The following is a 21,553-nucleotide window of genomic DNA, read 5'->3' as shown; positions in this document are numbered from 1 at the left end:
GCCGGGGGCCTTTCGTCTTTCTGCCCACGTTTTGCCCACATCTGTCAGGACACTGCGGCCGCCCTTGCCTCCGACATCGCTACGGCGACGGCTTCGAGATCGTCGTCGAACAGGTCGGCGTATACGTCAAGCGTCATGGCCGCTGACGCGTGCCCGAGCATGCGCTGCACGGCCTTCACGTTGGCGCCCGCACTGATGGCGAGGCTGGCGGCGGTATGCCGGAGATCGTGGGGCGTGATGTCCGGGAAGGTGTCGTCGGCAGCTTGTGCCGCGGTGAGTGCCTTGGTGAACCAGCCGCTCTCACGATGGGGCTGGGGGAGCGGTGAAGCTCCTGCGCCGAAGAGAAACGTCGAGCGCGTCTTGCCCTCGCACTGCTTCGCGATCGCCGGGGCGAGGAACGCAGGTAGTGGCACCTCCCGGGTGAGCCCGGACTTCGGCGTGCCGATCGCGAACGCGCCCTTCACGAGCACGGCGTTCTCCTCGACCGAGATGCGACGGCGCAGCATGTCGAGGTGTTGGACGCGCAGGGCGATGGCTTCACCCCACCGGAGGCCGGTATAGGCCAGGAGCAACATCATCGTGCGGTGCTCACCGGCGCCTCGAGCGAGCAAATCGACCTGCTGATGCGTGAGGTACCTCTGTGGCTTCCGTTGCTTCTCCGGAAGTCGGAGACCCTTCGCCGGGTTGCTGTGAATGATCTTGTCCCGCTCGGCGATCGTGAGGATGGCGGAGAGGACGAACACCGCGCGCCGCACCGTCTGTGCGCTCTTCTCGCGGTGCAGCTCACCGACCCAGTCCTCGATCTCCGAAGGCCGGATGCTTGCCGCCCCGCGGGCGCCCCATCGCGGTTCGACGTGGACGCGCCAGGATGTCTCGAGCACGTTCTGCGATGAGGGTTTCAGGCCCGCCAGCCGCCCTCGCTTCCACTGCTCAGCGAAAGCCGCGACGGTCTTCCTTCCCTCGGACGGGTCGAGGTACATGCCGGACGCCTTCGACACCGTGACGGAGGCGAGGAACAGGTTCGCTTCCCGCTTCGTCAGGAAGCCGCGCTTGTCAGTCTGGGCGCCGTCGGGCTTCCGATAGCGGACGCGGTATCGCTTCCCGCTGGCGGTGTCGTACGCCGAGACCGAGCCGGCCACGTCAGGCGCTCTCGATGAGGTGTCGGTCGATCCATTGTCCTGACCCCATGCGGGGGCGAACGTAGACGGTGTCGCCGAGGCGCTGGAGCAGAGCCTGGAACGCGAGGACGGTGCTGCGCATCACGTCGAGGTCGACTGCGATTGCTCCCGGGTGGCCGGAGTGGACGGCCTCGAGGTGGCGGTAGTCGTCGGGGTCGATCAGGCGGAGGGCTGCCCATTCCTCGGCGCGGCGCTCCTGCTTAGCGTGCACGGGCCCGAAGCGCGTGGGTGTGTCTCCGAATGCGGCGTGACCGAGTTCGTGCGCGAGAACAGATCGATGGTGTCGTGCGGACATGCCTCGTCGGAGGCGGATGCGGCGGGCATCGTGGTCGTAGATGCCGTCGCGGTCGGCGGGCAGGCGGGTGTACTCGATCGTGACGCCGATGGCGTCGGCGTAGTCGAGGAGACGTAGGTCAGCTGGGGTCGTCATAGGAGGGTTGCTCGTCGGTGGGTTCCGGGTCGGCGGGGCGTGCGGCCTCGTAGAGTTCCCCATCTTGCGTAGGGGTTCCGACATCGCGCGCTCGGCGTGCTTCGGCGAGGTCCTGGACGGGGCGGTAGGTCTGCTTCCCGTCGATGCTTCGGCTCGGTTCGAGATGCGTGGCAAGCGCCTCGATGAAGTCCTCGCCGCGGACATTGGACGGGGGCTGGGCAGGGTCGACGTATCGGAGGGCGTCGGCGCTGAGGTTGGCGGGTGACGGGCTACCGCTGGCGATCGACCGGATCCATCCGGCGTAGTCGGACATCACCTCGAGGCGGCGCTCGAGCTCATCGACGAGGGCGTGGGTCGCGATGTTGTCCAGCGTTGGCGTGGACTGGATCACGACTCCGTCGCCGACGTCGTCGGGCGTGAGGTGGCCTGCTGCGATGAGACCGGGTATGGGGGAGAGGCCGTAGGCGCGGGCGAAGGCGATGACCTGGAGGGGTTGGGGGGTGCTGGCGCCGCTCATCCAACGGCCGACCGTGGCGGGGTCGACGTGACTCTTCCCGGCGATGACGTTCTTGCGTTCGCCGTTGCTGTTTGTCGCGACGTAATCGGCCCATGTCTGCTTCTGCACAAGGGAACGTTACACGCGAGATTGCAAGCATGCAAAGAAACTGCGCGCACACCTGGGGTTTGTCGACGCCTCGCGCCTGCACCGTTATTGCGTGCACGCAAAAAGGTTGCACGCACGCCATGCGTGCCGTACGGTTGCACGCATGCCAGCCACTAGCACGGGCGCAAGAGCCCACCACCTGACAGTCGACCCGGTCCGTCTGGACCAGCTTCGAGACGCGCACGGCATCCCCACAGACACCGAGTTCGCGCGTCGCATCGGAGTCGACGACTCCACCCTCCGCAGAGTGCGGAAGGGGGAGACGGTCGCCTCCAACGAGTTCCTCGCGAAGCTCGCCGCTGCATTCCCTCACGCTTCGTTCGACTCCCTGTTCGTGCTCGTCACGTCGGAGGATCCGAAGCCCGGAGAGGCGGCTTGAGCATGGGGAACGTCGTCCCTCTCAAGAGGTCTGAGCCGGAGCCGGTATGGCTCTCGCCGGATCAGGTCTGCCAGCGCGTGCCTGGAATGACCACCGTCATCCTCGAGGACCTGCGAAAGCGTCGCCAGGGCCCGGCTTTCTACAAGCCCACCCTCCGCACCGTTCTGTACCGCGAGTCCGAGATCGACGCGTGGGTGGCGGAGTCCCGCGTGCAGACTCGACCGGTGCCGAAGTCATGAGCACCACGGTCGCGCGCGGCTTCATCGCCGCCGAGGAGCATCCCGTCGTCACGTTGTCAGTCTTCGCCGGCGTCGTGTGGGGTCTGATCCTGCTGCTCGGGTGGTCCCCGTGGGTGGCGTTCACGGTCGCGGTGCTGATCGGGGTCGTCCTGATGGTGGCGTACGTGATCGACGTGTCGGCGCCGTATCGGACGTTCGACTGCCGCGGTGAACGGCACGGGGCGTGTGTCGAGTGCTGGTGTGAGTGTCACACCTCGGAGGCGGGCCTGACGGTCTGATCCTCCCGTAGGGCCTTTAGGTCCTGCCCCCTGTGGTCCCGGGTCTGTCGCCTGTTCTGACGCGCCGGGTGTCCACGTGATCTGTCTGCGGCACATGGCCGATGTCTTGTGCTGCCCGAAATCCCTGGAGTCGAAGTGAACCCTGAGTTGGAATATGGGCCTGATCGGGCTCCGCATTGGCTGGTAGCCGGTGCGGGTGTGCTCGCTGTGGCCGTGAGCGCGTTGGCCGTGGTCGGCGTGGCGGTGATCGCATGAGCGCCTGGCCTCACAGCATGCGCGTTGCCCCGATCCGGGAGTGGCCCGGGACCCTGACCACCGATCGGCAGCCGTCGAAGTTCAGCGCCTCGCTGACCGACACCCTGCGCGTCCTCGACCGCGAGATCTGGCACCTCACCGAAACGCGGTCTCAGCAGGACTCGGCCGAGCTGCTCATCGCGATCGAGCCGGGGCAGTTCCGACAGGACGGGCGCCCGTACGCGAACGCCAAGGCTGCACACCCGGGAGTGATCTTCTCGATCGACTCGCGTCACGGGCACCTGTCGTACCCGTGCGACACGTTCACCCGGTGGGAGGACAACCTCCGTGCGATCGCGTTGGCGCTCGAGGCGCTGCGGAAGGTCGACCGGTACGGAGTGACCAAGCGGGGTGAGCAGTATCGCGGGTTCCTCGCGCTCGAGGCGACCGCGGCGCCGGCGGGGTTCGGATCGCCGGGTCACGCACTCGCCTTCCTGGGAACGTTCATCGGGCTCGGACTCGACGAGATGCGAGTCGTCGAGGGGGCGGCCTTGCGAGCGCTGCGGCGCGCTCAGCGCGAGACACACCCGGACGCGGGCGGTGACGCAGCGACGTTCCAGCGCGTCTCGCTCGCCGAGGCGAAGCTGCGAGAGGCGGGCCTGCTGTGACCCGCTACATCGGCATCGACTACTCGACGACGTCGTGCGGCATCGCGATCACGGACGGCACCGCGTGGGAGACGGTGACGGTGAAGTCGTCGACGAAGGGCGTCACCCTCGGCGACTACTACGAGCGCATCGAGGAGCACGCCCGCCACATCATCTCCGCCGCGAGGATCACCGCGCTCGACGTGGTCGGGATTGAGGGGATCGCGTTCGCGGGCCGTGGCCGGTCGGTGGATCGCCTGCATTACGCGTGGCACCGGACGGTGGAGGCGCTGGTTCGGGTGCTCGAGGTGGACCCGGTGATCGTGACGACGAACCAGGTGAAGCAGCTCGCCACTGGGAAGGGCAACGCGCAGAAGGATGACGTGCTGCTCGCGGCGGAGCGTCGCATCCCTGAGGCGGGCGTGGCGGGCAATGACGAGGCGGATGCCGTGTGGATCGCGGTGGGCGCGTCTGTGCTCGCTGGTGCCCCGGTGGTGTCTCTGCCGGCCGCGCACATCCCGAAGGGGTTCAGGAGATGACCGTGCGGGATGGGCGTGACATGACCGTCGACATCGACCGGATCAAGGCGGACCACGGGATGGTGCAGGGCGCGTTCGAGGACGAGCTGTGGGCCGCGTCGGGGCACACGTCGTCGCTGGGGACGCAGCTGAAGCAGGGGTCCCGGAAGACGTGGTGGGCGGCCGTGAAGTGGGTGCTGGAGACGCAGCACACGATGGACGACCTCACCGAGGGGCAATTGCTCGCCGAGATCCGGAAGGGCCCGGGGTCGGTGTTCTGGCCGCTGCTTTCCGAGGATCCCACGATGATCGCCGACTGCCCGCGGTGCGAGCACGCCGTCGTCATCGACAAGGAGGGGCTGTGCCCCCAATGCGCATACGAGTTCGAGGAGGAGAACTGAGATGGGACTGAACGTGAGAAAGCCGACGGGGCGCCCGTCGTGGCCGATCCTGCTGCTCGCGGGTCGGGAAGGTGCGGGGAAGACGTTCGCCGCGTTGTCGGCGTCGACGTCGCCGCTGGTGGGTCGTGCGCTCTACATCGGCATCGGTGAGGACGACCCGGACGAGTACTCCCTGATCCCGGGTGTGGAGTTCGACATCGTCGTCCACGACGGGACGTACCCGGGGATCCTCGCTGCGATCAAGGCGGCGGTGGATGAGCCGGCGGGGGACCGGCCGACGCTGATCGTCGTCGATTCGATGTCGCGGCTGTGGACGCTGATTCAGGACAACGTGCAGGCGATCGCGAACAAGCGCGCGAAGGGCCGCCGGAACCCGAACGGTGACTTCACGATCTCGATGGATCTGTGGAACCTCGCGGCGGATCAGTGGAACGACGTGATGAACGCCATCCGCCTCCACCAGGGGCCCGTGGTGTTGACGGCTCGTCTGGACCCGGTGGCGGTGATGGAGAACGGTCAGCCGACGGGTGCGAAGGACTGGAAGGTGCAGGCGCACAAGTCGCTGGTGTTCGACGCGGCGGGTGTGGTGGAGCTGCGGGAGCGGGGCCAGTTCCTCGTCACGAAGCTGAAGAGCATCCGGGTGATGCTCGAGGGCCCGCGGCAGTACCCGGGGTTCACGGTCGAGAAGCTGTGGAACGACCTCGGCATCGGTGAGGGTGCGGGGGAGCGGGCGCACGCGACGGTCGTCGCTGACCGGTCCGGTGGTGAGGTGTCGCGGGAGACGGCGGCGGACAAGGTGGCCGCGGCGGTCGCTGCGATCGGCAAGGCGGCGGATGCTGCGGCGCTGGACAAGATCGACGCTCACGCGAAGGGCCTGAAGATCGACGGCGTCAAGGCGTACGTCGAGGCGATGACGGCGAAGCGTGCCGAGCTCGGCGGGCCTGATGCGGATGCATGGGCGCCGGCGGAGCCCGCCCTGGTGGGCGAGCCGGTCACCGAGTGGAAGACGGCCGAGGTGCCAGCATGAACGACTTCGCCGCATCCAACGGCATCACGATCAAGACCGACGACGACGGGGACGTGCGTCTTCACCTCGGCGCCGGCTTCAACAGCCTGGACGGGTACGACTACCTGGGCCATGCCGACATAGAGGCTCTGCGTGAGTTCTTCCTGGCGGAGGCTGACGAACGCCTCGGCCGGTGGCGCGTCCCGGGGCACCCGAACTGGGTCTGCTTCGCCACCCCCAATGCATACGAGGTTGTTGTCTTCAACGAAGACGAACCGCAGTACGGCACACAGCTGCTCAGCCGTGGCGCCGACACGTGGCCGTACTACCGTGCCGCCGCCGACGCCTACTTCGATGCTCACCCGGAGCCGAAACCGTGGCACGACGCCGGGCCCGCAGAGGTGTGGGACGTCGACCTTCCTACGGGCGGCATGCGCGCGGTGACGGTCTACTCGGCACGGCACGAGGAACCCATCACGGTGTTCCGTGATGCCTGCACTCAGGTCGAGATCGAGACGGATGACCCGGACATTCGGGACGCACGTCGCATCTTCCCGGAGGTGCAGTCATGACCGCGCTGACGGCACCTGTCGAGGCGGGGGTGCAGGAGTACCTGCATCAGCCGGCGAACTTCTCGGGTCGGGTGGAGACGGCTGAGGCGGATGCGTTTCGTGCGGCGGTCGACTGGACGCTGGCTCACACGGACTGGCGTGTGCTTGGCGGGCTCATCCCGGGGATGGTCGAGGCGCGGCATGTGCGTGTAGGCGACGCTGTGCGCCTCTCTGGCGGCCTGTCGACGGTGGTGGCGGTTCGTGCTCACGGTCGCCCGGGTTGCGTGTATGTGACGGCGGAGACGGCGGGTGGTGCGCCGGTGGTGTACGAGCTGCGCACCTCGGAGCGTGTGCAGGTTCTCGCCACGAAGGCGGTGGACGCATGAGCTGGGGAATCCACCTCGAGACAGACAACGGCGAAGTGGTCGAGGTCTTCGACGGGCACACCTACAACCTCTCCCCGATGTGGCGCTTGGCGGGGGTGTTCGAGAAGCACTCCGTCGAACTCGACGGCATGGCCGCTCACGAGATCGGCCTCCGCGCCTCTCGTGGGCTGCTGCGCGCCGTTACCCGACCGGATGTCTACCGGCACCTGAATCCCGAGAACGGATGGGGCAACTTTGACGGCTTCGTCGAGATGCTGACAAGGCTCGCTATCCGATGTGCAGACAACCCGACTGCGATTGCGAGGTGGAACGGATGACTCCGCTCGAGCGGTTCCTCGCCCGCCTCGGCATCGCCCCCTTCGACCACGGCAACCAGCTGCACGCCGACCTGTTCGACGCGCTGAAAGACGCCGACCGGGAGACGCACATGGAGCGGCTGATCATCACCCGCGGTGTCCTCGCCCGGGCGCACTCGGCCGCGGCGACGAACGTGGGCACGGCGCGCGCGAAGTACGAGACGACGCTGCGGGATACGACGAAGGCGGAGATCGAGGACGGCCGGTCCGTCGCCGCTGCCAGCGTGATCGCGGCGGCGAAGGCGCAGGAACACCGGAACCGGATGCACGAAGCCGAAGCCGCGTGGCGGGGTGTGAAGGAACACCTCCGCACGGTGGACAAGGACATCGACAAGACCCGTTCGGATGCGGTGGATGCGCGGCAAATGCGCACGGCCGAGACCTACGGCGGGGGTGCCTGATGGGCGACTACACGCTGTGCTCCCGCTGCGACCGTCCAATGCGTCCCTACGGGGCGAAGAAGAACGATCACCCGGGAACGCTCGCGCGGATGACGAACGACACCTGCTCGAGCTGCTACGGGCAGCGAGGCGGTGCCGTGGCGCATGCCGAGACACCGGTGTTCGTCGACGTGCGCACTTCGCTGCGAGCGGAGACTTTCAAGGCGTTCCGCGCGGTGGCCGATGCCCGCGGTGTCACCGTCGCGCTCCTGCTGTCACGGATGGCCGATGCCTCACTCGGAACACGACCGGAGCCCAAGTGGGTAGGTACCGACGTCGATGCCACGATCCGCGAACTGAACGCCCTGAGGTGGTCGGACAACCGCATCTCGAAGCACATCGGACTCACACAGTCGTCGGTGTCACGGCGTCGTCGGGAGATGGGTCTCGAGTCTCCGACACCACGTTTCCCCCGGAAGGCGGGTGCGTGATGGCCGCGGGCGAGTTCACCCCGGCGACGGTGCGACTCGTGTTCTTCGACCGAGACGGGTCGGCGTGCTTCCTCTGCCGCCGACACCTCCGGTTCGAGGACCGCGGAATCGGGTGGTCAATGCATCACCGGAAGCCGCGCGGCGCCGGCGGTGCGGGCAAGCGCGGGGCGGACGCAGTCGCATCACCCGCGAACGCACTCACCCTCTGCGGGTCCGGGACAACCGGATGCCACGGCGAGGCGGAGAAGCACCGTGACTTGGCCCTGTTCCGGGGCGTGCTGATCTCCCGCCTCGGGCGGGGATCCGCGTTCGACCCGGATCAGGTGCGGGTGCAGAGGAACGACAAGACGTGGTGGCTGCTGACCGGGGACGGTCGCGCCGTGGAAGTGGAAGGGATTGGGGCATGAGCTACAAGGCGACGAACTGGGCGTGGGAGCTCGGTCTGAAGATGCCGGAGAAGTTCGTTCTGGTGGCGCTGGCGGACATGGCTGACGAGAAGCAGTCGTGCTACCCGGGGCAGGCGACGTTGTCGCGGATGACGGGGGCGTCGGAGAGAACGGTGCGCAGAGCGATCACCAGCCTCGAGGATGCGGGTCTGCTGACGCGTGAGGAGCGTCGCACGGAGGGCGGCTACCGGACCTCGGATCGGTATGTGCTGCAGGTCGGCGCGACCCTCGACAGCAACCGGTCAGATTGGCCGGTTGTGGATCTCACCGGCCACACAGACCAACCTCACCGGTCACACAGGCCGACCTCACCGGTCACAGTGACCGGTACATATAAGGAAGAACCACTAGAGAACCACCAGGGTGAATCATCAGATACCCGAGTGGCTCTGATCGCCTCCGTCAGCTTCGACGACTTCTGGGGTGTGTGGCCTCGGAAGGTCGCGAAGCCGGACGCGCGTCGCGCGTGGGACAAGGCCGTGAAGACCGTCCCCGGCGAGGTCATCCTTGCGGGTGCGATCGCGTACCGAGACAACCCCGGGCGCCCTGAGAAGCAGTTCATCCCGCACCCGGCTACGTGGCTGAACCGTTCCGGGTGGGACGACGAGCTGCCAGAGGCGCGCGGCGGTCGTGTGGGTGCGGTGGACGCGGGCCGTGAGGCTGACGCGATGCTCGCCGCACGTGAGCGTCAGGCGGTCGGAGCGTGAGCGTCTACTACGAGGACGACACGGTCCAGATCCACCTAGGCGACTGTCTCGAAGTCATGGCTTCTCTCGCTGACAGAAGCATCACGACGGTTCTGACGGATCCGCCGTACAGCAGTGGCGGCCGCCGCGAGAACGCTCGAAGCATCCGCAAGTCGATGAACCGCGGAGTCGAGGATGACGACTGGATCCGCGGCGACGCCATGAGCACGAACGGCTTCGTGTATCTGCTGCGTGAATGCGGGGTGCAGTGGCGCCGTCTCCTGAACGAGGGCGGGCACGTGCTGTCCTTCATCGACTGGCGCATGGCGTCTCACCTAGCTGCCGCTCTTGAGTCTGCCGACCTGCGTCAGCACCCCACGCTCGTCTGGGACAAGAACCGGCTGGGTATGGGGGCTGTCTTCCGCAACCAGCACGAATTCATCGTTCACATGTCCGCGGGGACACCATCTGCGCCGCAGCGACGAGACGTGGCAAATGTGTTGCGGTTCCCCACCGTGCGGGACGGCGAGCATCCCACCGAGAAGCCGGATGCGCTGCTGAAGACCCTTCTATCGGTCGTCGCGGGGGAAGGATCCACAGTCCTCGATCCGTTCGCGGGATCTGGGAGCACGCTTCTCGCGGCAAAGGAGCTCGGACACAAAGCGATTGGAATCGAAGCCGACGAGCGATACGCCGAGGTAGCAGCCAGACGGGTGTCGCAGCAGTCGTTCGACTTCGGGGGTCTGGACCTGTGAATCCCCGCGAAGCGAACGTGCTGCTGACGAAGGCGACGCTCATCGACCCGCGCCTGTCGCGTCCCGCTGCGGAGCGTGTCGAGCAGGCGGAGGCATGGGCCGCTGTCCTCGCAGACGTTCCTCTCGAGGTCGCTCTCGACGCGGTGCGTGAGCACTACCGGGATGAGACGCGAACGGTCATGCCGGCCGACATCGTCGCCGCCGTACCGCTGCCGGTGTCGTCGTCGGATGCGGGGAACGTGACGGAGCTGCGTCTCGCCGCCGAGAGACGGGAGATCACCCAGTGAGCGTCGCAGCGCGCATGTGGAGCACCTGCCCCGCCTGCGAGTTCTCTATCCGCCCCGGCGATCTGATCGTGCCCGACGAGTACGACGGGGCCGGCAAGACGTGGGTGCACGCGACATGCCCGCCGGAGCGCGCGGTCGCTCAGGTCTGCGAGGTCTGCTTCATGGAGAAGGCGGTCAACGGCGCATGCGGGTGTGAGTCGTGAGCGTCGAAGCGGAGCGCGCTGTCCTCGGCGCCGTCATGCTCGACCGCGCCGCGTGCGACGAGGTCGCGGAGATCCTGCAGCCCGGTGACTTCTCCGACCCGGCGCACCAGGCCGTGTACGGCGCTGTGCGGCGCCTGCACGACGCAGGACAACCGACGGACAGTGTCGCCGTGGAAGCGGCCCTCGCAGCCGCAGGGGAGCTTGTGGGGCGGGTCGACGTGACCCTCATCTACAGCCTCACCTCCGCGGTCGTATCCGCCTCGTCGGCCGGGTATCACGCGGGCATCGTCCTCGATCAGGCGAAGCGACGCCGAGTCCGCGACGGGGCGGCGAAAGCCACCACCATCGCGAACGACCAGTCCATCCCCACCGACGACATGGTCGAACTCGCCCGCGCTGCCCTTGACGACGTCGACGCAACCGTCTCCCGCGGTGTCGAGTCCATCGGCGATTGGTTCACCCACTACGCGGACGCGCTCACCGAGAAGCCGTCATACACCCCGACCCCGTGGACCGACCTGAACCAGCTGATCTTCGGGTTCCGAGACGGCGGCATGTACGTCGTCGCCGCCCGCCCCGGCGACGGCAAGTCGATCATGGCCGTGCAGATCGCCCTCGCCTTCGCCCAGCACCGGCCCGTCCTGTTCGTGTCGCTCGAGATGAACCGTGAGGAGATCGCCGCCCGCGCGATCGCCTGCATGGGGCAGATCTTCATCGGCTCGCTGAACAAGCACCAGCTGTCCAACGCGGAGTGGGCGGCGTTCGCGAAGCACCGCGCCGAGCTCGAGGCTCTGCCGCTGGTGATCGTCGACTCCGCCGAGGTGTCGACCATCCCGCAGCTGAAGGCGAAGGCTCGTGCGGTGAAGCGCCGGTTCAAGCGGGAACCGGTCGTGATCGTCGACTACCTGCAGCTGCTGAACACGCACGAGCGGGTCGAGAACCGCCAGCAGGCCGTGTCCGGCTTCTCCCGGGCGCTGAAGCTCTCCGCCCAACAGTGGCGCGTCCCCGTCATCGCCCTGTCGCAGCTGAACCGAGGCGGCGCGAACCGCAAGGGGAAGCAAGCCGAACCGCAGCTGACGGACCTGCGCGAGTCCGGCGCCATCGAACAGGACGGAGACGTGATCTTGCTACTCAACCGAGTGCGGGCTCCGGGTCGTGACGAGCTCAAAGTCAACGTCGCGAAGAACAGGCAAGGGCAGACGGGCGAACTCACTCTCGTCTGGCAAGGACAGTTCTCACGGGTGCTCTCGAAGTACCAGGCAAACGAAGACCTCATCCCCGAGGGGAGAAGTCGATGAGCGTCGAGGAATGGCTGCCCGTCCCCGGTTACGAGGGCCAGTACGAAGCATCGTCTACGGGTCAGGTGAGAAGCGTCCGAGCGCACCCGAAGGGGCGAACGCCTGCTCTGCATGTGCTGCAGCCTGCCCTTCATCGCAATGGGTACTTGAACGTAGGCCTTCGCAAGGAGGGCGTGCGGAAGGTAATCGGCGTCCACCGCATCGTGTGTGCCGCATTCCACGGGCGCCCAAAGCCGGGGAAGACGGAGGTATGCCACGCCGACGGCGACAAGACCAATAACTCGGCGGACAACCTCCGGTGGGGATCCCACTCGGAGAACGTGCGCGATTCAGTCGCCGCTGGCACTCACTTCTCGCTCGGTCGCACCAAGACCCACTGCAAGAACGGGCACGAGTTCACGGTCGAGAACACCCGCATCACTGAAAGGCAGGGCGGCCGGCATCGAGAGTGCCGTGTCTGCCGGCGAGACATCGGGCGCCGCTATCGCGCCCGCAACACCGAACTGGGCCAAGCCCAAGAACACATCGCCTGAGGAGGCACGTCATGAGCACGAGCTATCACCACGTCCAGCTGAAGATCGAGGGCGGCGAACTGCACCGCGGCTTCGTCTGCACCGCTCCTGAAGACGCGATCTGCCGTCGTCGCCCTGCCGGATTCGAGGAAGGACTCATGGAGTCCTGGACCGCGGAGCAGGCGACCGAGACCGGATGGCCCTGCTGGGCAGTTGAGTGGGTGGAGGCCGCGGGAATCGAGGACGCAATCCTCGGTCAGGAAGACGGCGTCCTGGCCTCGGTGCCCGTCGCCATCTCTTACGACGAGGGAGTCAGCATCACGCCGGTGTCGACTCACGAGACGGCTGAGGTGCGCTGATGGCCGGCGAGACCGTTATCACCGTCGTCGGTAACCTCACCGCCGATCCCGAACTGCGGTACACGCAGAACGGGCTGCCCGTCGCGAACTTTACGATCGCCAGCACCCCCCGCGTCTTCGACCGTCAGGCGAACGAGTGGAAAGAGGGCGAGGCGCTGTTCCTTCGCGCATCGGTGTGGAAGGAGTTCGCCGAGCACGTCGCTGGATCGCTGATCAAGGGTTCCCGCGTCATCGCCCTGGGCCGGCTGAAGCAGCGCTCGTACCAGGACCGTGAGGGCAACCAGCGCACGAGCATCGAGCTCGAGGTCGACGAGATCGGCCCCAGCCTCCGTTACGCGACCGCGCAGGTCACCCGCGCCGGTGGAGGTGGCTCTACGCAGCGTCACGCGCCTGCTGAGCAGCCTTGGACCACGTCCGGCTCCGCCGACTCGGACACCCCGTTCTGATGGCCGCTACGAGGCGCACACAGGTCGAAGCGATTGACGACCTCACCGCGCAGATCCGACTCAGCAACCAGCTGACTGCGCTCGCCCTCCCCGTCGCCGTGCTCCGCCACGACGCGAAGAACTACAACGACCCGGCCGCACAGGCCCGGGCAGACGAAAAGAACCGGAAGCGCGCGGAAGCTCGCGCCGCCCTCGGATGGGACAACGCATGATCCTCCATGAACAGCAGCAGGTGCCGATCGCCGAAGCCGACTGGACCGACGACGGCGTGGTCGCCCTGCTCACCTTCCCCACCCTCGAGGGCCACACAACCCGTATGGCACCCGATACGGCGCGTGCCCTCGCTCGGCAGCTCAACACGGCTGCCGCGGAAGCCGAGGGGGCCGTCGGGGAGGTGGCCGCCCAGCGGGCGCACAGAGCCGTCCAGCACGGGTTCGACATCGACACCCAGGACCAGGCCGAGTCGGCGCTCAGGGCGAGCGGGGCAATCCGATGAGCGCAACCCTCTCACCCATCGAGCAGGCCACGGTCGACCGCTTCGGCCTGCACGACGAGGACGTGCTGCACGACCTGGCCCAGCACGCCGACGACCACCCCGTCTGCATCTTCCTCACCCGAGGCACATCCTGCGGCCAGCTCGCGACGCACGCCGTCGTCTGCACCGCCTGCAACCGGCAATGCGGACTCGTCTGCGACACGCACGCAGCGATCGTGACGTCCTCGGCAGCCCAGACGAAGCACGCCGCCTGCCAGGCGTCAGCGGCGATGCGCGACCTCGTCCGCCTGGTGCCGCTGTGACCGCCGCCCCGACCGCGCAGGACCGCGCCACCCCGCGGGCATCCACCCCCGAGAAGGACCGCACCTGCGCGGCGGGCGCCCCCGGCCGCGGCTACTGCGGCCGCAAAACCAAGACCCCCACCGACTGGGACCAAACCACCTGCCTCGACTGCCACGCCGCACGTCGAGCAGACCACATAGCAGGAGACACGAACCGATGGACCAGATGATCCCCGTCACCCACGTCAGGAACGACGTGCAGTGGTCGGGCGCCGCATCCCTCATCACCCCTGAACCGTGGGTCGCTGAGGCCGCCTGCGCCGAGATCGACCCCGAATGGTGGTTCCCCGAGAAGGGGTACTCGCCCGAACCGGCCAGAGCGATCTGCCTCGCCTGCCCCGTCATGGACGAGTGCCTCGCGTTCGCGCTCCGCACCGGGCAGACGTCCGGGGTGTGGGGCGGGAAGACCGAACGCCAGCTGGCGAAACTGCGCCGAGCGGCGGCCGCGTGATCCCCGACGACGCGATCGACGAGACGACCGAGCGCTGGCGGGCGGTCGTCGGATACGAGGGGGCGTACGAGGTGTCGAACGTCGGCCGCGTTCGATCGGTCGCCCGTCGAGACTCGCGGGGCCACCACCAGGAAGGCCAACTGCTGGCGCTCCCGCGGCATCCTCGCGGCTACGTGCAGGTGCGCCTCTACGTCTCGGGCACAGGCGTGACAACGAAGGTGCACCGCATGGTGCTCGAGGCGTTCGCCGGCCCATGTCCCGAGGGGATGGAAGCGTGCCACGCCAACGGTGTTCGAGACGACAACCGGGTCGGGAACCTGCGGTGGGGGACCGTGCAGGAAAACGCCGCCGATCGCGTTGCCCACCACCCCACGTGCCGGCGGGCGCACCGTCTCGACGGACCGAACCTCACATTCGTCGGCAAGGAGAAGCGCCGTCGATGCCGCGCGTGCTCACGAGAGCGTTGGCGCGCCTACGACCAGGGCCGCCCGTTCGACAACGCGGCTGCCGACAGGGACTACTTCGACATCATGGGAGGTGCCGCATGACCGGCTACGAGGTGGACGCCGACGAGCAGGCAGCGTACGAATACCAACGCTGGGTCACGTCCTATGTCTGGCATACCGACCAGCTCCCGCTGCTGATCGAGACGACCAGCACCCTCGCGCTTCCCAGCATCGGGGTGTCCCGTGGTGGTTCGGCGTTCGACCGGCCGCAGGTCACCGGCGGCGGGTACTACGACAGTGTTCCCATCCGCGACGGGGGAGCGACCACCGACTCCCGCGAACTGTGGGCCCTGATGTGGCGGTACCTCGAGCAGGTGCACTCCCACCTGCCCGCCGCACCCACGGTGGACCGTGACGTACCCCAAGACACGGGCACAGCCCGCAGGGCCGCGTACACCGTCACCGCATGGCTCGCCGAGAACGTCGAAGCGATCAGCGACCTCCACGACGTCGCCCCCGTCGAGGACGACCTGTTCGCCCTCATCCGACGCCTCCGCGGCCGGTACGCAACCGCCGGCACCGCCCGCCGCGCCCGCCCCCGCACCTGCACAACCTGCAGTGAGGCCGCGGTGATCGTCGACTGGATCGACGGGGCGAACGGGTCACCGAGACCCGTGCAGGTCGGTCTGTGCAGGTCCTGCGGGGAGACCTTCACCGAAGACATCAACCACGCGAACGGGAGCCTGTGATGTCACGGACCTACATCGACACGCCGCATTCGGACTCGGACCCGCACCCGCCGAGCCACGTCGAGGGATGCCTCGATTGGTGCAACCACTGCGTGCTCTGTGGGGCACCGACCCTGTACGGGGCGCGGTGTGCTGACCACCACGGCGTGTACCCCCGATCGTCGGCACCGGTGCACTGGGAGGGCAACGCGCCGACGAGCCTGCACGGCAACGGCGCGGCGTCCTTCGAGCGCACAACCCGCGACCGTGCCGAGGTGACGTGCTCGCTGTGCCTCACGCTGCTGGGCCGCGAATCGAGTGAACGGGAGTCCGATGGGTAGCGGGAGGGTGAGCCGGTGCCGAAGCTCCTGACCTACCGGGAGGCGGCGAAACGCATCGGCCGCACCACCCGCGCGATCCGCTACATGCGGCAGGACGGAATGCCGATGGGTTGGGAGACCCGCCACGGGCAACGCGTCCGCGTCGTCGACGAGCAGATCCTCCTCAAGCACTGGCGGGCCAGACTCAAACGCTGGCCACCCCACCAGTACCGACTCCGAAAAGCACGCGAGCAGGAAGCCGCTGAGAGGACCGAAACACCGCCACCCGCCCCGAACCGCCCACCCGACACCACAGGGCGCGAGTGAACCGCACAGAGCGCGACACGCCGTGTTTCACCCGGATACGCCCACCCGAGTTCTTTCCGCCCCTAACTTCAAGATCAGAGAGTTGTCACACACGACAACAGACGACGAAGCCCCCGCGAGGACCACACGGCCCCGGGGGCTTCGTCGTTCCACAGACACCCCGGTCGGGCGTCGAGCCGCAGCGCACACACCCCCATACGCACGCGCACGACGAACGCTCCGCCCGACCGCGGGTCCACACCCGGTGTTCACGAGCCCACGGATTCCGGCTCCAAGCATCCCCACGACCGCCGACATCTGAACGGCGGAGGGAACAGCTGCACCGACCCCCGGGCGCCGGCATCACACCCGGCGCCCTCCTACTCACCCGGGAGACGGCATGCCATCGCACCGCATCCGGGACGGCAAAGGCCACCGCGCCTACCGCCGCAAGCAAGACGCGCTGAAACGCCGTACCGCCCGCGACAACCTCCCCTGCGGATACGGCTCACCCACCGGCGAAGGATGCGGCGACACGATCGACACGACCCTCCCACCCGGGCACCGCCTCTCCTTCACCGCAGACCACCCGGTCGCACTCGAGAACGGCGGCGACCTCGTACGTCAGGAGCTCGTGCCGATGCACCTGGCCTGCAACTCCCGCAAGGGCAAGAACGCACCCGTCGAGATCTGGGAAGCCACCTGACAAGGGAGGAACCACGTGGCCGACATCACCATCACCCGCACCGAAAAGGGCGCCTACGAAATGCCCCTCCCAGCCGGTGAACCCACAACCGTTCTCCTCGAGGACGTCGCACCCTTCTCCAGCGTCGTCATCACCGTCCACGACGCCGAACACCCCGTCTACGTGTCCCGCAACGAAGCGCACCCGAAAGCCGGCGACTCCGACCAGATCCCACCCGGCGGATGGGGCAACGTGTCCGTCGGCGCCTACGACCGCCGCGACGTCACCCTCTACGTCGTGTCCGAGGGTGACGCAGTGTTCTCGGTGTCCCGCTCATGAACCGCCGCGGCTGGATCAACACCGGCATCACCAAGATCACCGACATCGCCCAGAAGGTCAACAAGGCACAGGCCACCGCCGACAACGCCCGCCAGATGGTCATCACCCGCGACCCCCGCCTCACCACGCTCGAAGACATCGCCCGCCGATTCGACGTCGCCACACAAGCCGCCGATGAAGAGCATCAGCGACTGCAGTCCGAGATCGACAACATCGCCCGCACACCCGGACCCCCGGGACGAGACGGCGCAGCAGGGCGAGACGGCACCAACGGTCGAGACGGCGCACCAGGCGTGAACGGGAAAGACGGAGCCCCCGGCAAAGACGCACCCGCCGGAGCAGTCGCACAGATCGAGTACCGCGACAGCATCGCCGTCCCAGCCATCATCACGCTCCTCGGCGCAGCAGCCACCGTCGACGTCACCGTCACCTGGCCCACACCATTCCCCGACACGGGCTACACCATCACCAAACCCCAGACCGGGACCACCACCGCCAACCTCATCGGCAAGACCGACGCCATCGTCAAAAGCAAGACCACCACCGGGTGCGTCATCACCGTCACCACCACAGCGCTCCTCGCACTCGGACAGGTCACCCTCTCCGTCCTCGCCTACCGCAAGACCTGAGCGACCGCCGACGAGTAGGAGACTGACAAACATGCAGTGCGACGAACACCCGTGGACTTGGTCCCGCACGTGCGCCCGGTGCGGAATCTCCGAGCCACACGACGAGACAGTAGCCGACGAAGACACCCCGGAAGCTCTCTACAACCTTCACGTCCTAGGCACCCGCACGGCACCCGCCACCCAAACCCACGGCTGACCCGCGAAGGGGTGGGGGACCCCCCGAAGGCCCACCCGCTGCCCACGTCCCGCACGTGCCTGGCGCGTTTCTCCCCGCACATGATGCTGCGCGACACCGAATCGCGGGCTGACACCGTTTGGAGGTGCCGGATGCCGCGTGCGAAGGCGCCGTGCGGGACGTATACGGCCTACAAGCGGCATTTGAGGGACGGTGAGGACGTCGATTCGGCGTGCCGTCGGGCTCAGAAAGAGCATGACGCGGCCCGATCGACGTCGGTGGGGGCTCGGAGGGCCCGCGCGGTCGCTGAACCGGTCGATTCGGCGCCGGAACTGCCTCTGCCGCCGCCGGCGCCGATGCCGACGACCGATGAGGGGCACGTCTCGCGCCTCGAAGTGCTGAAGGAGTTGCTGGAGCAGCAGCGGGAGCTGTTGCCGGCGCTGCGGCGGACTGATCCGGGCCGCGCGTACCTGCTGATGCGGGAGCAGCGCGAAACGGTGCGCGAGATCGCGGAGATTCAGGGCAACGGACAGGCGAAGGGGGTCACGCTTGCTGACCAGCTCGCCGAAGCTCGAGCTGCCCGTACTGCGCGGGCGGCAGGCGCCTAGGGTTCTGACTCTCCCGCCGCGCGCGGGCACTCTCGCTGATGAGGCGCTGGACCTGTGGACGGTCGCCGGTCGTGTGCTGGACCCGTGGCAGGAGCTGTCGCTCGACGGGATCTTGTCGGTCGACGCGGAGGGCTTGTGGACGTGCACGGAGTGGGGTGAGCTCGTCGCCCGCCAGAACGGCAAGGGCGACATCATCACCGCGTTCTGTCTCGCGAAGCTGTTCCTGTGGCCGAAGCGGGACGGGTCGCCGCGCACGATCGTGTACACGGCGCACCAGTTCAAGACGGCTCAGGAGATGTTCCGCCGGATGCGGTTCATCATCGAGTCGTCGGCGTTGCTGATGGGTGAGCTGCGGGGTGGTTCTCGCGGTATCCGCACGGCGCACGGCGAGGAGGGCTTTGAGCTCGCCAACGGGAACCGTCTGCTGTACCTCGCCCGCTCCCGCAACAGCGGCGTCGGCTTCACCATCGACGACCTCGTCATCGACGAGGCCCAGGAAGCATCGATCGCTGCGATGGACGCTCTGCTGCCGACCATGTCGTCGGTCGAGAACACGCAGGTGCTGTTCTTCGGAACCGTCCCCGACGAACTGAACGACGCCGAGTACTGGGAGGGCGTACGAGACCGTGGACGCGCCGGGACGGCGCCCCGCACCGGGTGGATGGAATTCTCTCCCGAGGGCGCTGACGAGCCGGACACGGCCGCACAGATCGACATCTACTCGGACGCCGCGGCGGAGCAGTCGAACCCGGGCGTCGGGTTTCGTCCCGGCCTCACCTACGAGCAGATCGCCGACGAGCGTGGTGAGCCGGGTGTTGAGGGTCGCATGTCCGCGGACTCGTACCGACGCCAGCGGCTGTCGATTTGGCCGCGCCGCCGCGCCGAAGCCGTTGTGCGACTGTCTGACCTTGACCTCGAGGTGTGGGACCGTCACACCGACACCGACGCGCACGTCACAGGCGACGGTGTCGTGCTCTCCCTCAGCCTCGGCAAGGCCGGCGCGTTCGGCACGATCGGGAAGGCCGTCCGCGTCGACACCGAGCGCATCGCCGTCGAGCACCACAAGACCGACCGCGGCACCCGCTGGATCGCTGAAGACCTGAAAGCGTTGAAGGCCCAGTACGGAAACGCACTCGTCGTCATCGACGCGAAGAACGCGGCCGCCGTCGTCTCGAGCCTCGATCACGCCGGGGTGAAGTACCTCGCCATGAACCTCGACGAGATCGCCGCCGCGCACACCCTGTTCATCGAGCACGTGAACGCCGGGCTGGTGCCCCACCGCCCACAGGCGGAGGTTCGCGCGTCTCTCGAGTTCGCCACCACCCGCAACATCGGCCGCGCCGGTGTCACATGGGAGCAGTCCGACCCGACGAAGCCCGTCTCGATGGCTCAGGCCGTCACCTGGGCACTGTGGGGGGTCCTGAAGTCCGAAGCAACGCCGAAGCGGCAGCCGGCACAAGTACGCGGGTACGCGTGATGGAGGTAGCTGATGGCGCTCGACGGGACCAGCATCGGTGAGCTCATCTCGAAGCACTCCCAGGACATGCGCGCGGAGTGGGGTCGCCTGGCGACGCTGAAGAAGCGCATCGAGGGGAAGCTGACGCGCACGTGGATGCCGTCCGACGCTGACGCCGAGTACCGAGACCTGTTCCGGAAGGCGTCATCCCCGTGGCTGGAGTTCGTGTGCGACGCGATCGCGCAAGGACTGCAGGTCGACGGGTACTCGTCGGAGCGGGTGTGGGCTGAGGGCTGGCAGGCCAACGGCATGGACGGCCGGCAGGGCGCGGTGAACCGAGAAGTCATCGGTCTCGGGAAGTCGTTCGGCATGTCTCTCCCCGCGGATGGTGACGGGGTCGTTATGCGGCCTCTGTCGGCGCTGCGGACGTACGCGAAGTTCGCCCGCCCGTGGGACGAGTACCCCGAGTGGGTGCTGACCCGCGTCGGTAGGCAGGGCGTTTCGTTCTGGGAGTCGGAGTGGCTGTTCATCGACGGAGAGGCAGCGTACTGGTGGACGGGCTCCGCGCTCGCGCCTGTCGACGTCACTGTCGACGAGCACGGTCTCGACTTCTGCCCGGTCGTGCAGCTGTCGAACACCCTCGACCTGCAGGGCAACCCGAAGTCTTCCGTCGAAGCGGCGGTGCCGATCTACCAGCGGGTCGTCGATGCGACGTTCACGCTGCAGATGGTGCAGCGGTATGGCGCGTTCCCGCAGAAGTGGATGGCCGGCGGTGAGATCGCGACCGACGCCAACGGCAACCCGCATCTGAAATCGTCGGTCGACGGGCTCATCCACGCATCCGGCGAGTCGGGGGAGTCGGCACGGTTCGGCACGTTCGCGCCGGCTGACCTGGACAAGGTCGTCGCCGCCGTCGATGCGCACATCAAGCACCTCTCCGCCGTGTGTCAGGTGCCGCCGCACTACCTCCTCGGCGCCGTCGTGAACATGTCCGCTGAGGGCATCGCCGCGGCTGAGTCGGGTTATTTCCGCAACGTCGCCGACCGTCAGATGTCGATCGGTGAGGGGTATGAGCAGTGGATGCGCACCGCCGCCGCGATCCTCGACGACGCCGAGGCCGCGCAGGCGACGTCGTCACAGGTCCACTGGGCCGACGTGTCGACCCGTTCGCTGGGCCAGATCTCGGATGCGGTGCTGAAGCTCGCGACCGTGGGTGCCCCGCTTGAGCTGCTGTTCGCGATGGTCCCCGGCTGGTCGAAGACGGACGTCCTCGAGGCCGCCGACTACGTCCGGTCCCGGCAGCCCGAGGTCGCCGCGATCCGCACCGCCGCAGCCGCCGCGGTGCCCGGAACTTCTGCGGGGCAGATCGCCGCGCAGTGAGACTCACCCGCTCTCGGGCGGGGTCAGGTACGCCAGCTGCCTCTGGCGGTCATATCGACGGAT

Annotated in this window: 37 protein-coding genes; 34 read left to right on the top strand and 3 right to left on the bottom strand. The window is 67.5% G+C overall.

Going from position 1 to position 21,553, the window contains the following annotated elements:
• Window positions 1–44: 44 nt before the first annotated feature.
• Genes ACIPVB_RS09160 through ACIPVB_RS09150 form a run of 3 tightly spaced genes read right to left on the bottom strand, consistent with a single transcriptional unit; the run spans window position 45 to window position 2,233 of the window.
• Window positions 45–1,139 (bottom strand): tyrosine-type recombinase/integrase, encoded by a 1,095-nt coding sequence (locus ACIPVB_RS09160; RefSeq protein WP_400368403.1) that lies wholly within the window; start codon window positions 1,137–1,139, stop codon window positions 45–47.
• 1 nt (window position 1,140) lies between these two features.
• Window positions 1,141–1,608: an ImmA/IrrE family metallo-endopeptidase gene (locus ACIPVB_RS09155; protein WP_400368402.1), complete on the bottom strand. Its 468-nt coding sequence runs from the start codon at window positions 1,606–1,608 to the stop codon at window positions 1,141–1,143.
• Window positions 1,592–2,233, bottom strand: coding sequence for a hypothetical protein (locus ACIPVB_RS09150; RefSeq protein WP_400368401.1), 642 nt, complete (start codon window positions 2,231–2,233; stop codon window positions 1,592–1,594). Before ACIPVB_RS09150 ends, ACIPVB_RS09155 begins: the two co-directional genes overlap by 17 nt.
• Before the next feature lie 142 nt (window positions 2,234–2,375).
• On the opposite strand from ACIPVB_RS09150, the gene ACIPVB_RS09145 reads away from it, so the two are divergent.
• The 34 genes from ACIPVB_RS09145 (at window position 2,376) to ACIPVB_RS08980 (ending at window position 21,490) form a co-directional block, all read left to right on the top strand.
• Window positions 2,376–2,651 (top strand): helix-turn-helix domain-containing protein, encoded by a 276-nt coding sequence (locus ACIPVB_RS09145; RefSeq protein ID WP_400368399.1) that lies wholly within the window; start codon window positions 2,376–2,378, stop codon window positions 2,649–2,651.
• An 86-nt stretch (window positions 2,652–2,737) separates the two neighbouring features.
• On the top strand, window positions 2,738–2,890 hold the full coding sequence (locus tag ACIPVB_RS09140) for a helix-turn-helix transcriptional regulator (protein ID WP_400368397.1): 153 nt from the start codon (window positions 2,738–2,740) through the stop codon (window positions 2,888–2,890).
• On the top strand, window positions 2,887–3,168 hold the full coding sequence (locus ACIPVB_RS09135) for a hypothetical protein (RefSeq protein WP_400368396.1): 282 nt from the start codon (window positions 2,887–2,889) through the stop codon (window positions 3,166–3,168). The genes ACIPVB_RS09140 and ACIPVB_RS09135 overlap by 4 nt, the downstream gene beginning before the upstream one ends.
• Before the next feature lie 272 nt (window positions 3,169–3,440).
• Window positions 3,441–4,070: a hypothetical protein gene (locus tag ACIPVB_RS09130; RefSeq protein WP_400368395.1), complete on the top strand. Its 630-nt coding sequence runs from the start codon at window positions 3,441–3,443 to the stop codon at window positions 4,068–4,070.
• A complete protein-coding gene (locus ACIPVB_RS09125; protein WP_400368394.1) occupies window positions 4,067–4,588 on the top strand; it encodes a crossover junction endodeoxyribonuclease RuvC in 522 nt (173 codons plus the stop codon). Before ACIPVB_RS09130 ends, ACIPVB_RS09125 begins: the two co-directional genes overlap by 4 nt.
• 20 nt (window positions 4,589–4,608) lie before the next feature.
• The gene (locus ACIPVB_RS09120) at window positions 4,609–4,968 is read left to right on the top strand and encodes a hypothetical protein (RefSeq protein ID WP_400368392.1); all 360 of its coding nucleotides are present in this window, start codon (window positions 4,609–4,611) and stop codon (window positions 4,966–4,968) included.
• 1 nt (window position 4,969) lies between these two features.
• Window positions 4,970–5,995 (top strand): AAA family ATPase, encoded by a 1,026-nt coding sequence (locus ACIPVB_RS09115; RefSeq protein ID WP_400368390.1) that lies wholly within the window; start codon window positions 4,970–4,972, stop codon window positions 5,993–5,995.
• Window positions 5,992–6,546, top strand: coding sequence for a hypothetical protein (locus ACIPVB_RS09110; protein WP_400368388.1), 555 nt, complete (start codon window positions 5,992–5,994; stop codon window positions 6,544–6,546). Before ACIPVB_RS09115 ends, ACIPVB_RS09110 begins: the two co-directional genes overlap by 4 nt.
• Window positions 6,543–6,911, top strand: coding sequence for a hypothetical protein (locus tag ACIPVB_RS09105; RefSeq protein ID WP_400368387.1), 369 nt, complete (start codon window positions 6,543–6,545; stop codon window positions 6,909–6,911). Before ACIPVB_RS09110 ends, ACIPVB_RS09105 begins: the two co-directional genes overlap by 4 nt.
• Window positions 6,908–7,228, top strand: coding sequence for a hypothetical protein (locus ACIPVB_RS09100; protein ID WP_400368385.1), 321 nt, complete (start codon window positions 6,908–6,910; stop codon window positions 7,226–7,228). The genes ACIPVB_RS09105 and ACIPVB_RS09100 overlap by 4 nt, the downstream gene beginning before the upstream one ends.
• Window positions 7,225–7,668, top strand: a complete 444-nt coding sequence (locus ACIPVB_RS09095; RefSeq protein WP_400368384.1) for a hypothetical protein — start codon at window positions 7,225–7,227, stop codon at window positions 7,666–7,668. Before ACIPVB_RS09100 ends, ACIPVB_RS09095 begins: the two co-directional genes overlap by 4 nt.
• An 89-nt stretch (window positions 7,669–7,757) precedes the next feature.
• Window positions 7,758–8,138 carry a hypothetical protein gene (locus ACIPVB_RS09090; RefSeq protein WP_400368382.1) on the top strand — a complete coding sequence of 127 codons (381 nt, stop codon included), beginning with the start codon at window positions 7,758–7,760 and terminating at the stop codon, window positions 8,136–8,138.
• A complete protein-coding gene (locus tag ACIPVB_RS09085; protein ID WP_400368380.1) occupies window positions 8,138–8,545 on the top strand; it encodes a hypothetical protein in 408 nt (135 codons plus the stop codon). The genes ACIPVB_RS09090 and ACIPVB_RS09085 overlap by 1 nt, the downstream gene beginning before the upstream one ends.
• Window positions 8,542–9,291 (top strand): helix-turn-helix domain-containing protein, encoded by a 750-nt coding sequence (locus ACIPVB_RS09080; protein ID WP_400368378.1) that lies wholly within the window; start codon window positions 8,542–8,544, stop codon window positions 9,289–9,291. The genes ACIPVB_RS09085 and ACIPVB_RS09080 overlap by 4 nt, the downstream gene beginning before the upstream one ends.
• Window positions 9,288–10,025: a DNA-methyltransferase gene (locus ACIPVB_RS09075; protein WP_400368376.1), complete on the top strand. Its 738-nt coding sequence runs from the start codon at window positions 9,288–9,290 to the stop codon at window positions 10,023–10,025. The genes ACIPVB_RS09080 and ACIPVB_RS09075 overlap by 4 nt, the downstream gene beginning before the upstream one ends.
• A complete protein-coding gene (locus ACIPVB_RS09070; RefSeq protein WP_400368374.1) occupies window positions 10,022–10,312 on the top strand; it encodes a hypothetical protein in 291 nt (96 codons plus the stop codon). Before ACIPVB_RS09075 ends, ACIPVB_RS09070 begins: the two co-directional genes overlap by 4 nt.
• Window positions 10,309–10,515 (top strand): hypothetical protein, encoded by a 207-nt coding sequence (locus ACIPVB_RS09065; protein WP_400368372.1) that lies wholly within the window; start codon window positions 10,309–10,311, stop codon window positions 10,513–10,515. The genes ACIPVB_RS09070 and ACIPVB_RS09065 overlap by 4 nt, the downstream gene beginning before the upstream one ends.
• Window positions 10,512–11,813: a replicative DNA helicase gene (locus tag ACIPVB_RS09060; RefSeq protein ID WP_400368371.1), complete on the top strand. Its 1,302-nt coding sequence runs from the start codon at window positions 10,512–10,514 to the stop codon at window positions 11,811–11,813. Before ACIPVB_RS09065 ends, ACIPVB_RS09060 begins: the two co-directional genes overlap by 4 nt.
• Window positions 11,810–12,346 carry an NUMOD4 motif-containing HNH endonuclease gene (locus ACIPVB_RS09055; protein WP_400368370.1) on the top strand — a complete coding sequence of 179 codons (537 nt, stop codon included), beginning with the start codon at window positions 11,810–11,812 and terminating at the stop codon, window positions 12,344–12,346. The genes ACIPVB_RS09060 and ACIPVB_RS09055 overlap by 4 nt, the downstream gene beginning before the upstream one ends.
• A gap of 11 nt (window positions 12,347–12,357) precedes the next feature.
• On the top strand, window positions 12,358–12,684 hold the full coding sequence (locus ACIPVB_RS09050; protein ID WP_400368368.1) for a hypothetical protein: 327 nt from the start codon (window positions 12,358–12,360) through the stop codon (window positions 12,682–12,684).
• The gene (locus tag ACIPVB_RS09045; RefSeq protein WP_400368367.1) at window positions 12,684–13,130 is read left to right on the top strand and encodes a single-stranded DNA-binding protein; all 447 of its coding nucleotides are present in this window, start codon (window positions 12,684–12,686) and stop codon (window positions 13,128–13,130) included. The genes ACIPVB_RS09050 and ACIPVB_RS09045 overlap by 1 nt, the downstream gene beginning before the upstream one ends.
• Entirely contained in the window at window positions 13,130–13,342 is a 213-nt protein-coding gene (locus ACIPVB_RS09040) for a hypothetical protein (RefSeq protein WP_400368366.1), read from the top strand. Before ACIPVB_RS09045 ends, ACIPVB_RS09040 begins: the two co-directional genes overlap by 1 nt.
• Window positions 13,339–13,626: a hypothetical protein gene (locus ACIPVB_RS09035; RefSeq protein ID WP_400368364.1), complete on the top strand. Its 288-nt coding sequence runs from the start codon at window positions 13,339–13,341 to the stop codon at window positions 13,624–13,626. The genes ACIPVB_RS09040 and ACIPVB_RS09035 overlap by 4 nt, the downstream gene beginning before the upstream one ends.
• A complete protein-coding gene (locus tag ACIPVB_RS09030; protein ID WP_400368362.1) occupies window positions 13,623–13,928 on the top strand; it encodes a hypothetical protein in 306 nt (101 codons plus the stop codon). Before ACIPVB_RS09035 ends, ACIPVB_RS09030 begins: the two co-directional genes overlap by 4 nt.
• A 196-nt stretch (window positions 13,929–14,124) precedes the next feature.
• A complete protein-coding gene (locus ACIPVB_RS09025) occupies window positions 14,125–14,418 on the top strand; it encodes a WhiB family transcriptional regulator (RefSeq protein WP_400368360.1) in 294 nt (97 codons plus the stop codon).
• Window positions 14,415–14,966, top strand: a complete 552-nt coding sequence (locus ACIPVB_RS09020) for an NUMOD4 motif-containing HNH endonuclease (RefSeq protein WP_400368358.1) — start codon at window positions 14,415–14,417, stop codon at window positions 14,964–14,966. Before ACIPVB_RS09025 ends, ACIPVB_RS09020 begins: the two co-directional genes overlap by 4 nt.
• Window positions 14,963–15,613 carry a hypothetical protein gene (locus ACIPVB_RS09015; protein WP_400368357.1) on the top strand — a complete coding sequence of 217 codons (651 nt, stop codon included), beginning with the start codon at window positions 14,963–14,965 and terminating at the stop codon, window positions 15,611–15,613. Before ACIPVB_RS09020 ends, ACIPVB_RS09015 begins: the two co-directional genes overlap by 4 nt.
• A gap of 335 nt (window positions 15,614–15,948) precedes the next feature.
• Window positions 15,949–16,239 (top strand): hypothetical protein, encoded by a 291-nt coding sequence (locus ACIPVB_RS09010; protein ID WP_400368356.1) that lies wholly within the window; start codon window positions 15,949–15,951, stop codon window positions 16,237–16,239.
• A 379-nt stretch (window positions 16,240–16,618) separates the two neighbouring features.
• The gene (locus ACIPVB_RS09005; RefSeq protein ID WP_400368355.1) at window positions 16,619–16,924 is read left to right on the top strand and encodes a hypothetical protein; all 306 of its coding nucleotides are present in this window, start codon (window positions 16,619–16,621) and stop codon (window positions 16,922–16,924) included.
• A 15-nt stretch (window positions 16,925–16,939) separates the two neighbouring features.
• Complete coding sequence (locus tag ACIPVB_RS09000) at window positions 16,940–17,242, top strand: hypothetical protein (RefSeq protein ID WP_400368353.1); 303 nt, start codon at window positions 16,940–16,942, stop codon at window positions 17,240–17,242.
• Window positions 17,239–17,871: a hypothetical protein gene (locus ACIPVB_RS08995; RefSeq protein ID WP_400368351.1), complete on the top strand. Its 633-nt coding sequence runs from the start codon at window positions 17,239–17,241 to the stop codon at window positions 17,869–17,871. The genes ACIPVB_RS09000 and ACIPVB_RS08995 overlap by 4 nt, the downstream gene beginning before the upstream one ends.
• A gap of 327 nt (window positions 17,872–18,198) precedes the next feature.
• Window positions 18,199–18,654 (top strand): hypothetical protein, encoded by a 456-nt coding sequence (locus ACIPVB_RS08990; protein WP_400368350.1) that lies wholly within the window; start codon window positions 18,199–18,201, stop codon window positions 18,652–18,654.
• A complete protein-coding gene (locus ACIPVB_RS08985) occupies window positions 18,596–20,131 on the top strand; it encodes a hypothetical protein (RefSeq protein WP_400368349.1) in 1,536 nt (511 codons plus the stop codon). Before ACIPVB_RS08990 ends, ACIPVB_RS08985 begins: the two co-directional genes overlap by 59 nt.
• Before the next feature lie 12 nt (window positions 20,132–20,143).
• Window positions 20,144–21,490: a hypothetical protein gene (locus ACIPVB_RS08980; RefSeq protein ID WP_400368348.1), complete on the top strand. Its 1,347-nt coding sequence runs from the start codon at window positions 20,144–20,146 to the stop codon at window positions 21,488–21,490.
• Window positions 21,491–21,553: the final 63 nt, after the last annotated feature.

The sequence above is a fragment of the Microbacterium sp. NPDC090007 genome, from assembly GCF_044748345.1.
Taxonomy (GTDB): Bacteria; Actinomycetota; Actinomycetes; order Actinomycetales; family Microbacteriaceae; genus Microbacterium.
The sequence above is the reverse complement of the archived record's forward strand: the minus strand, read 5'-3'. Positions and strand labels throughout refer to the sequence as shown.

Excerpts from the sequence above, each read along its gene's own strand:
- ACIPVB_RS09155 (WP_400368402.1), bottom strand. The coding sequence starts at position 1,608 with ATGACGACCCCAGCTGACCTACGTCTCCTCGACTACGCCGACGCCATC.
- ACIPVB_RS09145 (WP_400368399.1), top strand. The coding sequence starts at position 2,376 with ATGCCAGCCACTAGCACGGGCGCAAGAGCCCACCACCTGACAGTCGAC.
- ACIPVB_RS09140 (WP_400368397.1), top strand. The coding sequence starts at position 2,738 with ATGACCACCGTCATCCTCGAGGACCTGCGAAAGCGTCGCCAGGGCCCG.
- ACIPVB_RS09135 (WP_400368396.1), top strand. The coding sequence starts at position 2,887 with ATGAGCACCACGGTCGCGCGCGGCTTCATCGCCGCCGAGGAGCATCCC.
- ACIPVB_RS09130 (WP_400368395.1), top strand. The coding sequence starts at position 3,441 with ATGCGCGTTGCCCCGATCCGGGAGTGGCCCGGGACCCTGACCACCGAT.
- ACIPVB_RS09120 (WP_400368392.1), top strand. The coding sequence starts at position 4,609 with ATGACCGTCGACATCGACCGGATCAAGGCGGACCACGGGATGGTGCAG.
- ACIPVB_RS09115 (WP_400368390.1), top strand. The coding sequence starts at position 4,970 with ATGGGACTGAACGTGAGAAAGCCGACGGGGCGCCCGTCGTGGCCGATC.
- ACIPVB_RS09110 (WP_400368388.1), top strand. The coding sequence starts at position 5,992 with ATGAACGACTTCGCCGCATCCAACGGCATCACGATCAAGACCGACGAC.
- ACIPVB_RS09105 (WP_400368387.1), top strand. The coding sequence starts at position 6,543 with ATGACCGCGCTGACGGCACCTGTCGAGGCGGGGGTGCAGGAGTACCTG.
- ACIPVB_RS09100 (WP_400368385.1), top strand. The coding sequence starts at position 6,908 with ATGAGCTGGGGAATCCACCTCGAGACAGACAACGGCGAAGTGGTCGAG.
- ACIPVB_RS09095 (WP_400368384.1), top strand. The coding sequence starts at position 7,225 with ATGACTCCGCTCGAGCGGTTCCTCGCCCGCCTCGGCATCGCCCCCTTC.
- ACIPVB_RS09090 (WP_400368382.1), top strand. The coding sequence starts at position 7,758 with ATGACGAACGACACCTGCTCGAGCTGCTACGGGCAGCGAGGCGGTGCC.
- ACIPVB_RS09085 (WP_400368380.1), top strand. The coding sequence starts at position 8,138 with ATGGCCGCGGGCGAGTTCACCCCGGCGACGGTGCGACTCGTGTTCTTC.
- ACIPVB_RS09080 (WP_400368378.1), top strand. The coding sequence starts at position 8,542 with ATGAGCTACAAGGCGACGAACTGGGCGTGGGAGCTCGGTCTGAAGATG.
- ACIPVB_RS09055 (WP_400368370.1), top strand. The coding sequence starts at position 11,810 with ATGAGCGTCGAGGAATGGCTGCCCGTCCCCGGTTACGAGGGCCAGTAC.
- ACIPVB_RS09050 (WP_400368368.1), top strand. The coding sequence starts at position 12,358 with ATGAGCACGAGCTATCACCACGTCCAGCTGAAGATCGAGGGCGGCGAA.
- ACIPVB_RS09045 (WP_400368367.1), top strand. The coding sequence starts at position 12,684 with ATGGCCGGCGAGACCGTTATCACCGTCGTCGGTAACCTCACCGCCGAT.
- ACIPVB_RS09040 (WP_400368366.1), top strand. The coding sequence starts at position 13,130 with ATGGCCGCTACGAGGCGCACACAGGTCGAAGCGATTGACGACCTCACC.
- ACIPVB_RS09035 (WP_400368364.1), top strand. The coding sequence starts at position 13,339 with ATGATCCTCCATGAACAGCAGCAGGTGCCGATCGCCGAAGCCGACTGG.
- ACIPVB_RS09030 (WP_400368362.1), top strand. The coding sequence starts at position 13,623 with ATGAGCGCAACCCTCTCACCCATCGAGCAGGCCACGGTCGACCGCTTC.
- ACIPVB_RS09025 (WP_400368360.1), top strand. The coding sequence starts at position 14,125 with ATGGACCAGATGATCCCCGTCACCCACGTCAGGAACGACGTGCAGTGG.
- ACIPVB_RS09015 (WP_400368357.1), top strand. The coding sequence starts at position 14,963 with ATGACCGGCTACGAGGTGGACGCCGACGAGCAGGCAGCGTACGAATAC.
- ACIPVB_RS09005 (WP_400368355.1), top strand. The coding sequence starts at position 16,619 with ATGCCATCGCACCGCATCCGGGACGGCAAAGGCCACCGCGCCTACCGC.
- ACIPVB_RS08995 (WP_400368351.1), top strand. The coding sequence starts at position 17,239 with ATGAACCGCCGCGGCTGGATCAACACCGGCATCACCAAGATCACCGAC.
- ACIPVB_RS08990 (WP_400368350.1), top strand. The coding sequence starts at position 18,199 with ATGCCGCGTGCGAAGGCGCCGTGCGGGACGTATACGGCCTACAAGCGG.
- ACIPVB_RS08980 (WP_400368348.1), top strand. The coding sequence starts at position 20,144 with ATGGCGCTCGACGGGACCAGCATCGGTGAGCTCATCTCGAAGCACTCC.